The sequence below is a fragment of the Aliivibrio logei genome, assembly GCF_001691055.1.
GTDB lineage: Bacteria > Pseudomonadota > Gammaproteobacteria > Enterobacterales > Vibrionaceae > Aliivibrio > Aliivibrio salmonicida.
In genome coordinates, this window is sequence record NZ_MAJU01000008.1 from 375418 (window position 1) to 390860 (window position 15443).

13 protein-coding genes and 2 pseudogenes are annotated in these 15443 nt (G+C 38.3%); 9 read left to right on the forward strand and 6 right to left on the reverse strand.

The features are described 5' to 3' along the window. Positions 1 to 266 precede the first annotated feature (266 nt). From A6E04_RS05925 to A6E04_RS05935, 3 genes are all read left to right on the forward strand, one after another. Positions 267 to 509: a hypothetical protein gene (locus tag A6E04_RS05925; RefSeq protein ID WP_017020755.1), complete on the forward strand. Its 243-nt coding sequence runs from the start codon at positions 267 to 269 to the stop codon at positions 507 to 509. Between the two features lie 78 nt (positions 510 to 587). After that, a complete protein-coding gene (locus A6E04_RS05930) occupies positions 588 to 938 on the forward strand; it encodes a DUF3316 domain-containing protein (protein ID WP_017020756.1) in 351 nt (116 codons plus the stop codon). 1 nt (position 939) lies between these two features. After that, complete coding sequence (locus A6E04_RS05935) at positions 940 to 1332, forward strand: hypothetical protein (RefSeq protein WP_017020757.1); 393 nt, start codon at positions 940 to 942, stop codon at positions 1330 to 1332. Between the two features lie 113 nt (positions 1333 to 1445). Here the strand turns inward: A6E04_RS05935 and A6E04_RS05940 are convergent, their stop codons facing one another. Then, positions 1446 to 2438 carry an MBL fold metallo-hydrolase gene (locus tag A6E04_RS05940; RefSeq protein WP_017020758.1) on the reverse strand — a complete coding sequence of 331 codons (993 nt, stop codon included), beginning with the start codon at positions 2436 to 2438 and terminating at the stop codon, positions 1446 to 1448. A gap of 253 nt (positions 2439 to 2691) precedes the next feature. On the opposite strand from A6E04_RS05940, the gene A6E04_RS05945 reads away from it, so the two are divergent. The 3 genes and pseudogenes from A6E04_RS05945 (at position 2692) to A6E04_RS05955 (ending at position 6477) form a co-directional block, all read left to right on the forward strand. Then, positions 2692 to 3708, forward strand: coding sequence for a LacI family DNA-binding transcriptional regulator (locus tag A6E04_RS05945; protein ID WP_065610452.1), 1017 nt, complete (start codon positions 2692 to 2694; stop codon positions 3706 to 3708). A 136-nt stretch (positions 3709 to 3844) separates the two neighbouring features. Next, positions 3845 to 5298: pseudogene (gene nhaC / locus A6E04_RS05950) on the forward strand (Na+/H+ antiporter NhaC). Between the two features lie 9 nt (positions 5299 to 5307). Continuing rightward, a complete protein-coding gene (locus tag A6E04_RS05955; RefSeq protein WP_065610454.1) occupies positions 5308 to 6477 on the forward strand; it encodes a MalY/PatB family protein in 1170 nt (389 codons plus the stop codon). Positions 6478 to 6697: 220 nt separating this feature from the next. Here the strand turns inward: A6E04_RS05955 and A6E04_RS05960 are convergent, their stop codons facing one another. Next, positions 6698 to 7108 carry a LysM peptidoglycan-binding domain-containing protein gene (locus tag A6E04_RS05960; protein ID WP_017020762.1) on the reverse strand — a complete coding sequence of 137 codons (411 nt, stop codon included), beginning with the start codon at positions 7106 to 7108 and terminating at the stop codon, positions 6698 to 6700. 435 nt (positions 7109 to 7543) lie between these two features. Here A6E04_RS05960 and A6E04_RS05965 point away from each other — a divergent pair, with 435 nt between their 5' ends. Next, on the forward strand, positions 7544 to 8302 hold the full coding sequence (locus tag A6E04_RS05965; protein WP_065610456.1) for an HAD-IIB family hydrolase: 759 nt from the start codon (positions 7544 to 7546) through the stop codon (positions 8300 to 8302). 61 nt (positions 8303 to 8363) lie between these two features. Here A6E04_RS05965 and A6E04_RS05970 read toward each other — a convergent pair whose 3' ends face one another. Both A6E04_RS05970 and A6E04_RS05975 read right to left on the reverse strand, forming a co-directional pair. Next, positions 8364 to 10121, reverse strand: a complete 1758-nt coding sequence (locus tag A6E04_RS05970; RefSeq protein WP_065610458.1) for a restriction endonuclease subunit S — start codon at positions 10119 to 10121, stop codon at positions 8364 to 8366. Beyond that, positions 10121 to 11541, reverse strand: a pseudogene (locus A6E04_RS05975) (N-6 DNA methylase). The gene A6E04_RS05970 and the pseudogene A6E04_RS05975 overlap by 1 nt, the downstream one beginning before the upstream one ends. 162 nt (positions 11542 to 11703) lie before the next feature. Between A6E04_RS05975 and A6E04_RS05980 the strand changes: the two are divergent. Continuing rightward, positions 11704 to 12102 carry a hypothetical protein gene (locus A6E04_RS05980; protein ID WP_065610460.1) on the forward strand — a complete coding sequence of 133 codons (399 nt, stop codon included), beginning with the start codon at positions 11704 to 11706 and terminating at the stop codon, positions 12100 to 12102. Between the two features lie 125 nt (positions 12103 to 12227). On the opposite strand, the gene A6E04_RS21275 is transcribed toward A6E04_RS05980, so the two are convergent. Beyond that, on the reverse strand, positions 12228 to 12377 hold the full coding sequence (locus A6E04_RS21275; protein ID WP_175365414.1) for a hypothetical protein: 150 nt from the start codon (positions 12375 to 12377) through the stop codon (positions 12228 to 12230). 83 nt (positions 12378 to 12460) lie between these two features. On the opposite strand from A6E04_RS21275, the gene A6E04_RS05985 reads away from it, so the two are divergent. Beyond that, positions 12461 to 12811 carry an elongation factor Ts gene (locus A6E04_RS05985; RefSeq protein WP_244886253.1) on the forward strand — a complete coding sequence of 117 codons (351 nt, stop codon included), beginning with the start codon at positions 12461 to 12463 and terminating at the stop codon, positions 12809 to 12811. Between the two features lie 54 nt (positions 12812 to 12865). Here the strand turns inward: A6E04_RS05985 and hsdR are convergent, their stop codons facing one another. Continuing rightward, positions 12866 to 15307 carry an EcoAI/FtnUII family type I restriction enzme subunit R gene (hsdR, locus tag A6E04_RS05990; RefSeq protein WP_065610464.1) on the reverse strand — a complete coding sequence of 814 codons (2442 nt, stop codon included), beginning with the start codon at positions 15305 to 15307 and terminating at the stop codon, positions 12866 to 12868. Positions 15308 to 15443: the final 136 nt, after the last annotated feature.

Here is a 15443-nt window from a genome sequence, read left to right on the forward strand (position 1 = left end):
GTCTTCTTACCTTACCTTTTAACTAAAATTAGCAGCCATCGATTATTTTCCTATCCATTCAACCCTATGTCTCTTATTTACAATCTTAGAAAAATCATCCTCCCCTAATCTAACGCCTTCAATTACATATAATCCCTCCATCAAAAAAATACGCTAACCTTATTCAAAAATAATTACACAATAAGTAATAGACAAGGTAATTAGTTTAGACTACATTATTATGAACTAAACGGTTTAGTTCATAATTTAAATAAGAGAACCACATTATGTACAATAAAATAAAATCATTAACATATAGCCTTTTACTTATGCTTTCTTATAGTGCTACCGCAGCAGATGGGGATTTCACGGGCAACATTAAATTCATGGCGAAAGACTCTAATTCTATTCAAATCCAACGATTTGATGCACCAAACACGGCTAAAAACTACAACTCTGGAATTAAGGTGATAACAGAAATAAAACACCTAACGTTTGTAGAGAAACTTGAATCAGCACGAGATAAGTAACCACCAAACAATAGGTTAATCGCGTGATATTCATATCACACACTCAATGTATTCGTACATCATGTAAAGGATAATATTATGAAAAAAAATATTTTAACCCTGTTAATCTCAGCATCTATTTTTGTTGGTTTACCCGCTCAAGCACATTACGCAACGAAACTTGAACATGCGAAAGTTCAGGGTACCTCGTATGAATCAAAGGATGATGCTTATAAATATGGCCTTACTAAGATACAAGAGCTTCAGACGCTGTCTTCATATCAATTAAATAAAAAACTAAGTAATAATATATTTGATAAGGCCGATTCTAGTTCATTAAAGCTAACTAACTCTTATGTAACCGTAAAAGAATTTACTAACGCTGAAGGTGATTTACTTTATAAACCCACGGTAAATATTAGTTATACATTTAAATACAGGAATAATTAGGATGATAAATAGATTACCGTTAGCCCTTGGCGCTGGTTACCTTGGTTCTATTGCAAATATACTCGTCATTTCGTTAATCAACATTACCACTAATGATGATTTTAGCCTTGATAAAAACTTTGTTTACAAACAGGTTTTTTGGGGAGGTTTGTGGGCTATTCTTTATTGCCTTCCTGTTTTGAAAAACCAATGGATAGTAAAAGGGATCGTGGTTTCTGCATTAGCTAGTTTTTGCACCTTTTTCATATTCCAAAGTATCCCGTTGAATGCTTTGAATATTCTTCGAGCATTTATTGTTAATATTATATTTTGGGGTGGCATTTCATCTTTTATTTACCACAAAGCCATTATGTCACAAGACAACAACAAAACACCGTCATCTAAAAAATCATAGTTTTTATTAATACAGTAACTCAATGATATAAAGCACCAATATTTTTGGTGCTTTAATTTTTCAAATACTAGATTACTGTTATCTCTATTTTTAACATAAAGACTGTAGCAATATTAAAACGTCAGTGAATCCCCTTGCTCTGGAAAGATAAAATTCACGCCAAGATCGTTCGCATCGGCTAATTGCTTCTGAATAATAACTTTTGGATCTTCACTGTTTTTTAAGCTGTACTTAATGTGGCTTATCACGACATCTAGCCCTGTTAACGAGCCTTTGCCATTCATGTTTTCTAACACCGTCAGTTCTTTGATTAACCAATTTGGTGTTAAATGCCCGAATAAGGACTTGTCAGGCGTTTCATTGGTAAAAGAAACTTCAATAATAATACCTTTCAATTTCCCTTGTTCTACAAAAGGAGCCAATGTTGTCCACACGGTTTTTAATGCTGAGCTTTTTTCAACGTCATCGGGGCCAGTATCACCAAAATAGGCAAATACATCCCCTTTTTGATCTTTTAAAATAAATGCCGTCGATTCTCCACCAGAATGAGAAAGTGGTAATGCCATTACGCTCATTGTTGTATCTGAAACCGCATTCCATGTCGTTGGTACCAGATCGACGTAATTGTATTTGTTAATCTTAAAACCACTGCCTTTATTGCCAAAGTTTGGCCATGCAGACCAATTAAAGTAGTTATTCATCAGATCACGATTGGTCGCTTCTAATCCATAAATAGGTTTTTTACTGTCATCAGGAGAAGATATAATTAACCCCGCAACATGGTCTAAATGCCCATGACTGATCAAGTATCCCTTAATCTTATCATTTAAAAGGTAACCTACTTTGCTGTAAGGCGAATCATCAGGTAAATCAATATCTTTAAACGCGCCTTTTTGCTCTGCTACAATCAATCCATTCACTACAGAGCCGGCATCAAGCATAACAAAATTAGAATCTTGATCGCTCTTAATTAAAAAAGCCGTTAAATTGCCATCTTGAATCCCTCCTTTACTGCCTAGAGTAACGGTATCAAAGCTGCTTGACTGAACCGTAAAAGACAGCACAGACAAACACGTAAAGAACACGGCTAATTTACTTTTAAACATATCCAACCTTATTTATTTGGCACACCCTTGTGCATAAGCCAAATAATACAATGAGATACGTAAATATTGTATTAAATATTTGTGCCAAAAATAAAACAACAGAAATAAATCACTCAAGAACCTCCCATCGTCTTACTCGCCATTTTGTTTATTAACAATATTATTAATTGTTAATAGGTTTGATAGCCCTAACATCTTTCTTGAATAAATCACGCTACACTCTGTCCAATGTTAATCACCCTATATTGTAATCATGGCAACCATTAATGACGTAGCAAAACTAGCAGGTGTATCAACTGCTACTGTATCTCGTGTCATCAACAACTCGGCTTATGTTGAGCCTGTCACTCTTGAACGAGTACAAACCGCTGTCCGAGAACTGAACTATCAACGAGACGCAAGTGCATTAGCAAGAAAAACAAATAATACCCTCGGTTTATTAACGGGTAATCTCGCCGATCCTTTTTTTGCTCTTATCGCTAAACATGTAGAGGAGGTAGCACGTAAAAACAAGTGCCAGCTAGTCGTGGTTAGTGGCGGTCATGATGCTCAAAGAGAAAAGGAAGGCCTCGATTTCTTGATCAGTCAAGGATGTGAGGCTATGGTAATTCACGCCAAAATGTTAGATGACGCCACCCTACTTAGATACAGTGCCCAATTGCCTTCCATGGTATTGCTTAATCGCACCATTCCGCAAATATCAAACCGCTCTGTCTATATTGATAATAGAGCCGGTGCTAAAAAATCCGTCATTCATTTAATTGAACAAGGTCACCGTAAGATCGCCTGTGTCACCAGTGATCTCCCTATTGAAGACAGAACAGAGCGACTTAACGGTTATCGTGATGCGATGAAAGAAGCCAATATCATCATCGAGCCTAACTGGATAATAAATCAGAACTTTAGTGAACAAGGCGGGGAGCTTGCGGGCGAACAATTACTATCTCAATGCCCAGAAGTATCAGCCGTTGTCACCTTTAACGATGTGATGGCCGCAGGGTTAATGGCAAACCTGCATGAAAACAATATCAACGTCCCTAACGATATTTCTATTGTCGGGTTTGACGATGTATTACTTGCTCGATACCTCTATCCGCGCTTAACCACCATGCACAATCCAATAGATGAAATGTCGAGCTATGCTGCTGATTTAGCATTAAAAATCAAAAACACAGGATACATCCCCCCATCAAATCATCGCTTTCATGCGACCTTGGTTGAGCGACAAACAGTCATACCTTATTCAGATAAACAAGCAGTAAAAGTGTGATGAACCTCTTAGGTAATAATCCCATGTAAGCGCTTACATGGGTGTGTTACTTATCTCTCATATTCTAATTAATAGAACTCTTACTATGGCCTCATAAAAACAAAACAACCCTACATCTGTTTACGAGGAATACACAATGACACATTCAAAGCCTCTACCATCATTTGCTTTAGCCTTAGCCCCTATCGCTGTAATGTTTGGTCTGCTTGCAATAGGATATGGCCTACTCGGTCTACAAATTGAAGCCTTATTACTTACCTCTGCCACCTTTACTGGTTTCATCGCTTATAAAATGGGATACAACTGGGATGAAATAATGAATTCCATTGTAGAGAAACTAGCGAAAGCGATGCCTGTTATTTTAATTCTCGTTTCTGTTGGTGGTCTAATCGCAAGTTGGATGATCAGTGGCACCATTCCCTACATGGTCTATTGGGGCCTTAAAGTCATTAGCCCTCAATACATTTTAATCGCCGCTTTCTTTGTTACCAGTGTGGTTTCTGTATGTACTGGTACATCATGGGGATCAGCAGGAACCGTTGGTGTTGCGCTAATGGGCGTTGCCGCAGGTCTTGATGTATCAATGGCAGCAGCGGCTGGTGCCGTCGTTTCTGGTGCGTATTTTGGCGATAAAATATCCCCACTTTCTGATTCAACTAACTTTGCACCTATCGTTTCTGGCACTACGTTATACGAACACATCCAACATATGCTCTACACGACCTTACCGGGATTTGTTATTGCTTCTGTTGTCTTCTTCTTCGCTGGTCAATATGGTGATGTCGCGAATGTAAGCGAGCCTCAAAAAGTACTCGATATCCTTGCGGGATTAGAAAGCCTATATAACCTTAATATTCTATTAATTGTGCCACCAGTCATGATCTTATGGGGGGCATTTAGTAAAAAACCAGTACTTCCATTGATGCTTGCCGCTTCAGCTTTAGCGATTGTTATTGGCATTTTCTTACAAGGATTTAGTTTACAGCAAGCACTACAAGCGTTTGTGAATGGTTTTAATATCGATATGCTAAGTGCCAATGGTCACGCGACTGACGGTTTAGTTCCTGACATTGCAAAGCTGCTTAATCGTGGTGGTCTATTCTCGATGATGAGTACTATCCTTCTGGTTTTTTGTGCCTTCGCCTTTGCAGGTATCCTAAGCTTAACGGGTTCTTTAAATGTGGTTCTAGGTCGATTCTTACACCTTATTACAGCACAGGTCAATTAATTTTATCGACCGTTATTGCAACGATTACTGTGGTATTCACAACTTCTGATGGCAAACTAGCCCTATTAATCCCGGGTGAATTATTCCAAGACGCTTACCGTAAAATGGGACTAGATACCAAAAATCTCTCTCGAACTATTGAAGATGCCGGCACGATTATCGAACCATTGGTTCCTTGGACAGCGGCAGGCATTTACATGGCAAGCACATTAGGCGTAGCAACGCTTGATTACCTACCATGGGCAATTCAATGTTACACCGGCGTGATCTTCGCCATCATCTATGGGTTTACAGGCTTTGGTATTGCAAAAGCACCCGTAACTCAAGACAACGATTCATTATCTCCTGTTGAAGTAAAATAAGGCTATCCCATGACAACTTCTTTTGACTGCATTCATAACCGTTGTAATACCGGCTCATTAAAATGGGACTTCATGAAAGAAAAACTCGGATTAGACGGCACAGACCGATTACCAATGTGGGTGTCTGATTACGACTTTCAAGCACCACCACTGGTATTAGAAGCACTTCATAACCGCATTGACCATGGTATTTTTGGTTATGCAGAACGTAATGATGATTACTACCAAGCGATCATCACTTGGTATCAAGAGCAACATCACATTCAAATTGAAAAAGAGTGGATAACCACAGTACACGGCGTATTACCAGGACTTTCAATGGCAATTCAATTGCTAACTGAAACCAATGATAAAGTGGTCATGCAAACACCGGGCTATGGCTCGTTTCGTAAAATCGTTGAATTTAATGACCGCGTATTGGTTGAGAACCCATTACTTGAACAGCAAGGAACTTACTCACTCGATCTTACTCACTTAGAATCTTGTTTTAAGCAAGGCGCTAAAGTGATGATCTTCTGTAACCCTCACAACCCTGTTGGTAAAGCATGGTCAAAAGAAGAGATAACCGCTGTAGCAGAGCTATGTCATCAATACGATGTATGGCTGCTAAGTGATGAGATCTGGGGCGATTTAGCGATGGGAGATAACACTTACCATTCAGCGTTATCATTACCAGAAGAGTTACAACAAAAACTGATTGTAGCAACGGCGGCGAGTAAAACATTTGGCTTGTCTTCTGTACGTATTTCGAATTTCATGATCCCTAATCAAGAATTAAAAGCACGCTTAGTTCGCCGTTTAGATGCTCATGGTATGGATGTTTATAATAGCTTGGCTATGTGTGCTGCCACTGCTGCTTACCAAACGTCTGCCCCGTGGTTAAACGAGCTAAAAACTTATCTACAAGAGAACATTACTACCCTAGCAACTTTTATTGAAAGCGAGCTACCAGAGCTAAGCTTTACACCTCCAGAAGCTGGATATTTAGCGTGGGTAGATTGCCGCTCTCTTGGATTAACGGACAAAGAGCTAGAATTGAAATTAGTCGAGGCTGGCATTGTTCCAAGCATGGGGATTGCGTTTGGCAATGAAGGCTCTGGGTTTATTCGTTTAAACCTAGGTTGCCCTCATGAAGTGCTCGTTCAAGCGATGCAGCGAATTCGGTTTGCTCTAAGCTAGGTAGACTAATAAACAATTTTCTACCAGTACTCATTATGCTATGTACAAAGCTTATGATTCTTTAGGCTAAAGAGATAAAAAAAACAGTCACTAACAAGCCGCTCCTTCGTATAATAAAAAAGAACATGTTGATAATTATCAACATGTTCTTTTTTTAATAAGTTCAAAGAACGTTACATTGTCACTGATTATGTAAATCAATGAACTCTTAAAAATATGACTATTTAATATTAATTACATCACCAATAAGAAGACGCTTAGGATTTTTGATTTGAGGATTTAATTGAAGTAAATCGTCTAATGCAATCCCTTGGTCTTTCGCGATGCTATATAACGTATCATCTTGCTTAAGTGTGTAATACATAACGGCTTCATCAGCTTGCTGTTGAGCTTGTGCATTTAGCTCATCTTGTTTCACACTTAACTGACGAACAGTTTGAGATATTTCCTTTCCTTCACTTTGTTGCTTTTGTAATTCACTTTCTAATGTACTTACTTTTGATTCTAAGGCGCTAATCTGGTCGGTCTGATTTTTTTGCTGAGCAATAAGTTCATCATTTGATGCACAGCCCGTAAGAACTAATGCAGACATTAGCGACGCTGCTAGAATGATATTTTTTTTATGTTTCATACTTTTCTCACCACTTCATCTATTTAATAAAAGAACTACGAGTATTGTCATAAAAATAAGGCCATGCCACAAGTAAAAGTTCGTTTTATCACTCAATTCTGGTTGTTTAGTATCATTTAAAGATAGGTTTTAATGACAACATCATTAATTTTAGTAGTAGAAAACCATTTCGATGTCCCGTTTTTGCGATTAAAAATGATGCGAGAAGATTCAGAACGATAAGTCCAATTCATTCAATCTAGTTTTCTAACTTTTAACTGGTTATATATTGAAAATGAAATCTTGAATATTTTTTTATCTGTGATCATATCGTATTTTTAAAGACCATTTAGTATACACACGGATAATTTCAGATAACACTAAACACGACTATTGTCCAATACACACACTTAAAAGCAGTACGTTTCTCTCGACATCAACAAATAGGTAATCACCATGATAAAAATGCTCGTTTGCGACTTCGATGGGACGATTAATGGCGGATCATCACTAGGTGTAGACCAATTTTCAGCGTATCTAGATACACAATCCGAACTGCATTTTATTATTGCTACAGGGAGAACCCTGCCCTCGATTAAAGAAGGATTAACTACACATAACTATCCAAAACCTCGGTGTATTATTAGTGATATTGGCACGCGTATTAATTATGACTATGATTTAATTGCAGATGAACACTGGCAACACCAATTACAAGAAAAATGGAATAAATCTGCCGTACAAACTGCTTTGCAAGACATCAACTTTTTAGGAGAGTGTAATCCATCACATCAAGGCGATTATAAGATCACTTTTGAGGGACAGCTTAACCACAAGCAATATTCAGCAATTGTAACGGCACTTGCACAACAATCGATTGATGTCGATATCACCTATTCCCATGACTGGTTTCTTGACATCACCCCAAAGGGGATAAACAAAGCCAGTGCCATTCACTACATCATGCAAAAATACAATCTGTCTGCAGAAGAAATTTGTGTCGCAGGAGATTCAGCCAATGACACCAGCATGCTGACTATGCCAGGTATTAACGCCATTTTAGTCGCAAATCATTATAACGAAGTTGCTCATTTGTCTGCGCTCAATCACGTGTATACAAGCAATGCCTCCCATGCGGAAGGCGTATTAGAAGGGTTAATATACTGGCAAAATATTGCGGTGCAGAATAAGACAAGTTCAGGAACCACAATTTAGAGTGATGTCCTAACCTAGTTAGCACAACGCCAATCATGAGTGATGATTGGCGTTGGTTGGTTTAAAGCGCTTTGTCTATGATGCCGTCAGTGAGGTGTAGTTGAGTGGTTTGAGACTCTTTTAAGCGAGCTTTGAGTTGGTTGCAAACAGCCATAAGTTCTTTAACTTTAGCAACTATACGATGCTGTTGAGCTACAGGAGGCAACAACAATGGCATTTTATTCAAAATACCATGATTTAAATTTGTCATCGTTGTTCCGATTGAATTTCCACCTAGATATTCTCGAACATAGCCCGTTTTGAACATCAAAAGTATATATTCTCTTAATAAAATTTGATTAAACCTCAATGCAAAACTACCAGTACCACACAACCAACCATTCTCTCGTTTACTTACAAGAGCACAACGCCCCATTTCGCCTCGTCTCGCCATTACAATATCACTTTCAAACAATCTATATGATCTTAACTCGCTTGCTTTAGCCTCATTAACCGTAATTAACTGATCTTCTACAATTTTTGAATCAATCATATGCGATGGGTTAATTAGCGGAACTCCACCTTCAACATAATCTCGTTTGTGAATCATTGAACCAAATGGACCTGTTGCTATCTCATTTGATATAGACGAAAACCTACACCACTCCCACCCATTCGGCAATTCAAACGGTTTCTCATCCTCAGTGATCTCTGGCAGTACTTTTTGCTTCTTAATTTTCTTATCTTTGATTAACTGTGCTTTCTCTTCTGCAATTCGCTCTAACAACTTCACCGCAGGTTCATCATTTGGATCTTGTGGTACTAATTTACCCATTACTGCCAATTGCAGAATAGTTTGTTTTAGCGTATCAATACTTTTTTCTGTGGTAAATAAGGCATCAAAATGCTCACTGATACGCTGCCAGTTTTGCATTAACTCTTCAGTATCTGCACTTGATGTTAATGTGTTTAATAGCACTTCAACTAAGGTTTGATGTGCTTCAATACTGGTTTCTGTTTGCTGCTCAAGTTGATCGCAGAGTGACATGAGTTCATCGACTTTGGCAACGATGCAAACCTGCTCTTTCATAGTTGGAATTGCCACTAATGTCTGCTTGATTGAACTTAAAGACAATTTAGGTTGAGCCATTTGATTTACGGCTTCATTAAACTGAAATTGAACAAACTTTGATTGAAGCATAATAGTCAAATATTCTTTTGAAATACCTCGGAATACAAGTTTTGCTGCATTCTCAGTAAGGCTGACTCCATCAAGATGCAACGGAATTGTTCCCACAGCACCAATAGTACCAGCAATAGTCACATATACGTCTTCCTTATTTATGACATATCGTGAAATCTGCTCAAATACTTCTTCAGATATATAGCGTAGTTCAGATTCATCAACAGATTGATTCTTCATATCTGTAACACGAAGATATATAAACCCCGTATGCTCATCTGAAAGTTTACAACCCTTCGGCACTCGCTTTCCTCCCAAAACATTTGCAACCTGACCGATATGAACAACTTGCCAATTCGGTGGAAATATGTCTAGTGAGACCGCTGAATATACTTCCTTATCTGCTCTGATTTTCCTTGTCTTAACTAATGATGCTTTTTCCTCAATTGAGTTCTTCAGCTCTTGTATAGAACTATCAATAAATTCAAGTTCAGAAGTTAACTTACCACGCACCGCTAACTCTAAAATCAGCTCACGCAGTTTCTTAATGCCATACAGCTCTATCTTCTTACTTGAACCACGACCAGAGGCTGATTTGGTTTTTACCGTTGACGTCCATACATCAATATTGTCAGTAATTAAACATTCAACAGACATTACTTACCCTCGCCTGTTGTGTTTGATGCCAATGCTGCGCCTAAAATGCCTTTAAGCTGATTGCGAAGCTGTGAGATCTCTTGTTGCTGCTGTTGGTAAGTTGCCAATAGTTCTTCTGGATCATGACTTACTACTTCACCTTGATATGGGTTTTTAATATCTAGGTTAAAGTTGCGCTCAATGATGGTATCAATTGATACTTTCCACGCTTGGTTGTTTTCAACACGACTTGCAAACCCATCCGCTTCGTTGCCCCACCAATCTAGCTCGGTTTGGAACTCTTCAAACTTCATTGGTTTAGTTTTACTGTAGTTTTTCACGCCTGCTGGGTACGGATGCTCGTAGAACCACACATCCTTAGTTGGTGTGCCTTTAGTGAAAAACAGAATATTGGTTTTAATGCCTGTGTATGGGTTAAATACCCCATTAGGTAAACGCACAATGGTATGAAGATTACACTCTTCGGTTAGCATTTTTTTGATTTTGGTTTTTACGCCTTCACCAAATAATGTGCCATCAGGCAGAACTACCGCAGCTCGACCACCTTGTTTGCCATTTACAGGCGCAGCAAGCACTTCAATAATAAGTTGTAAGAACAGATCCGCCGTTTCACGAGTTTGCATTTCAGATGGGAAGTTCTTTTCTATTCCATCTTCTTCTGTACCACCGAACGGCGGGTTAGTGACGATAACGTCAATCTCGTCATCCCAACTTGAAAGCGGTTTGTTTAGGGTATTACCGTGTTTAATTTGCACTGGTACTTCAATGCCATGCAGCATCATGTTGGTGGTACACAGTAAGTGCGGCAGTTGTTTTTTCTCTACCCCATGAATTTGCTTTTGCAGCGTTTCGTGATCGGTTGAGGTGTTTACGTAGTTCTCTTTTACATGATCAAACGAGCACGCTAAGAAACCACCAGTACCACAAGCTGGGTCCATAATAGATTCACCCAATTTAGGGTCAGCTACTTTTACAATAAACTTAGTAATAGCACGAGGTGTATAAAACTCGCCCGAGTTACCTGCGCTTTGTAGATCTTTTAGGATTTGCTCGTAGATATCACCAAAAAGATGGCGCTCGTTTGAGTCTGTAATGCTGATTTCACCACATAACCACGAGGGTTAAGTCCAATAGGTGCAGTTAGGTTTTTAAGTTGCGGGAAAAGTTTATCGTTAACAAATTCAAGCAGTTCATCACCCGTGATGCCTTCGGCATTTTGCGCCCAATTACGCCATAAAAAAGCTTCTGGGATCGGCTCACGGTAGTCATCCATTTCTAGCTCTAACTCTTCTTCTTGTGCATCAAACACTTTTAAGAAAAGTAACCATGACATTTGACCAAGGCGCTGTGCATCGCCATCGATACCTGCATCTTTACGCATAATGTCTTGAATGGATTTAATAACTGAACTGATTGACATGGTGTTCTACTTATATACAACTGAAAGTGCGGCGATTATAGCAGAAATAATTTCAAATTCATGATGTAAACCAATTTATGCAAGTAAAAATCATGCTTTAATCAAAACGATAGTTCTACAAAAAAACCTTATAAATAAACTAATTAGGTAGTTGGCTTAAGAATGAAAATTGAATGTCCTCATTGTCAAACAGACAATAAAATTGAGTTTGCAGAAAACATAGTCTGCAAAGAATGTGAAAAAAGTTTTAAAGGCTTTAAGTTCAGTAAAAGAAAACTGATTTCTTCAGGTGCAGTTCTTGCAGTAGGCTTAATTGGTGGTTACAAAGTTAATACTGCTTTAGATGAGGTTAGATATCCATTAGAAACGGAATATGCCATTGTAGATAGCTGCATTAATGGTTCTAAAAATATGGTATCAACCAGTTGGTATGAAAGTAAAAGAGAGTTATGTTTATGTACTCTTGGAAAAACAACAGAAGACATTTCTTACTCTACTTACCAATCAGACCAAAATGCTTTTGTTTCTGCATTCAAGCAAAACACCAAAGGCTGCAGCTAAATACGGCGACCGAATGGCCGCCATATAAGTACTCTTATTTTTTAGGCGGATTACCTCGCCCTTTACCAGAAGGATTACCTGTTTTACTTGGGTAATTTGGATTTTGGTTTGTCATGGTAATCTCCTTATTTATTTTGTTGTTTGTTGTTTTCAGCTGCACGTTGTGCACGCGCGGCAAATGAATCTTTCGATACTTGTCCTGAGTTTTGTTTTGCTTCATGCCCTTGAATACGAGCAGCGGCTTCTGGTGTCATTTGTGCTTTTTGCTTAGTCATGATTTTTTCCTTTTAATTTAAAATAAGATGTCTTCGCTAAGACCAGATAATATTAACTACTAGGTATGGGACAAATGGGGACAATGAAAAAACAAAAACAAATTCAACAAGCTTTAGATGCATTAGGATGGAGTCACGCCACTTTTGCAGACATTGTATTTGAAGAATTGTATGCTGATGAATTAGGTTGCTCAAATAACACGGATAAAGACGCAATAAGAAAGCTTGCGGCAAGTATCAAAAAACAGCTCCAACGAGAATCAACAGCCGATGAACTATTGAATAAATATCTAAGAATTCTTTCTGAACATCCTGATTATCAAGCGTTAAACTTAGGTACTATTTTAATGAAGTATGTGGATCACTCATGCTTAAATACAGATTTAACGACACAACTAGCTAATTTATCGAAGGAATTAGACTTACAAATTTAAAATAAAGAAGCCGCTAAATTAGCGGCTTCTTTTCATTATCATTCATAAATCCATTTATGCAGACTGATAAATTGCCGCTTCTAATTCAGAGACCGCTTCTAAATACTGAGATTTCCCCCCGAATCCTTTCTTGATTATTTCAAGAGGCCTTCCCATCTCATCAAATGGTTTTACTTTCAGCACTTGAATATCCTCAATTTCTTGTACGCCTTCATCTGCATATTTAACTAACAAATTGCCTAAGACTTGTTGTGCAGTCTCTGAGTATTTAGTGAAGTAATTGCGCTTCTTTACATTCTCAACACGTTCTTTACGTGTCAGTGGCGGTTGGTCGTAAACTACATGACAAATGAGATCAAACGGGTCCATCTCTTTGCCTATTTCATCTTCTAGCGCAGACCATATAATGCCCGCTAATTCTAGCTCTTTAATCACCGCATCTTTACGGTCGGCCTCATTCCAACGTTTTACAAACGCATCTAATGAACTAAATTGCTTATGCATGGTTTTACGAGTGTAATCTTTGAATGATTCTGTCACTAATTTGCCATCAGTATCATAATACTGAACACGCTCAGCAATTTTATTTACACTCACACCTGATACGTGGTATTTCACCATTTTGGGTGTTTCGTCTTCCCACTCACCATCGCCTTTTGGCTCATAAATACCTGTAGGATCATTTATTTCACCCGTTTGTTCTTCTGATTCAGAACTAGTGCCCTCACCTGATTCTTCGATAGTATTTTCAGTTTCTTCTAAATCAATCGTCTCATCTTCAATGATTTCAGGCGTGGTTTTAATGATTTTTTCTGGGGTTCCATCAAAACGCTCATCTGCAAATAACTCAGTCGCTTTTTTAAAATCAAGAATGGTAAACCAAAGCTTTCCATAGCGTTCATCAATACGAGTACCACGGCCAATAATTTGTTTAAACTTGGTCATAGATTTAATGTTTTGATCAAGCACGACCAATTTACAGGTTTTAGCGTCAACCCCTGTCGTCATTAACTCTGATGTTGTCGCAATTACTGGATACGCTTTTTTAGGATTAATAAAGTTATCTAACTGCCCTTTCCCTAACTCATCATCCCCTGTGATCTTCATTACGTATTTGTCGTTCTTCGCCATTTGTTCTGGGTTAAGGTTGGCAATTGCTCTACGCATACGCTCAGCATGGTCAATATCGTTACAAAATACGATGGTTTTCGCCATTGGATCTGTACGCTTTAAATAATCTGTAATGGTTTTAGCGACAAGCTCAGTGCGCTCATCAATCACCATTGTGCGATCAAAGTCTTTTTGGTTATAAATACGGTCTTGGATTAACTCACCATTATTGTCAGTTTGATCTTTGGTTGGTCGCCAACCCTGTAAATCAACATCAAGATCCACTCTTATCACTTTGTATGGGGCAAGAAATCCATCTTCTATCCCTTCTTTTAAAGAATAGGTATAAACAGGCTCATCAAAGTAATCGGTATTCGACACTTCATCCGTTTCTTTCGGTGTCGCGGTTAAACCTACTTGGGTTGCCGATTCAAAATATTCTAAGATTTCACGCCATGCACTGTTTTCTGCTGCACTACCACGGTGACATTCGTCAATGATGATTAAATCAAAGAAGTTAGGATCGACTTGTTTATAAGCTTTTTGACTTTCTTCTGGCCCTGCTAATGCTTGATAAAGCGCCAAATGAATTTCAAAAGAGGGGTCAACCGCTCGACCTGTAATCTTAGTCATCGCCGTATCAAAAGGTTGAAAATCATTAAGGCGAGTTTGGTCTACTAATATGTTTCGGTCTGCCAAGAAAAGAATGCGTTTTTTCGCTTTTGCTTTCCATAAACGCCAAATAATTTGAAAGGCGGTATAGGTTTTACCCGTACCTGTCGCCATCACCAATAGCGCACGATTTTTGCCAGCAGAAATAGCTTCTACTGTTTTATTAATCGCTTGTAATTGATAGTAACGAGGGGATTTTCCACTGCCATCATCATAATAATCTTGCGTAATAATTGGCAATTGAGCTTCGGTATACCCTTTCCAGATACAGAATTTTATCCATAACTCATCTGGACTTGGGAAATCTTCTAATCGAATTTGGCTTTCTAACTGATTTTCTTCAGAAGTGCCAAGTTTGGTTTTATCATGAAAAATATAACCGTCACCATTTGATGAGAAAATAAACGGTATATCCAATAAACGAGCGTAATCTAACCCTTGCTGGATACCTTTACCCACTTCGTGTTTATTTGCTTTTGCCTCTACGACGGCTAACGGCATGCTTGGTTTATGATAAAGCACGATATCTGCTTTTTTCACAGTTTGACGCATACCAACTTGACCACGAACGATAACTTTACCATCTCGTAGCGCAACTTCTTGACGTATCTGACTCATGTCATCCCACCCAGCACTTTTGATGGATGGCATAATGAATTTTGTAATAATGTCTGTTTCGGTTAGATTTTTTTTATTTATTGAACCCGATGACATGGTTTCCCTCAACCTAGCTATAAACTGAACGACGTGGCGATTTTATCATAGTAATTATTTTTAAAATGCCGAAAGCCCGGTGTTTTTTCCTAGATTATCGCCCAATTAGTTTCATTGTTGACGTACAAGTAGCGAA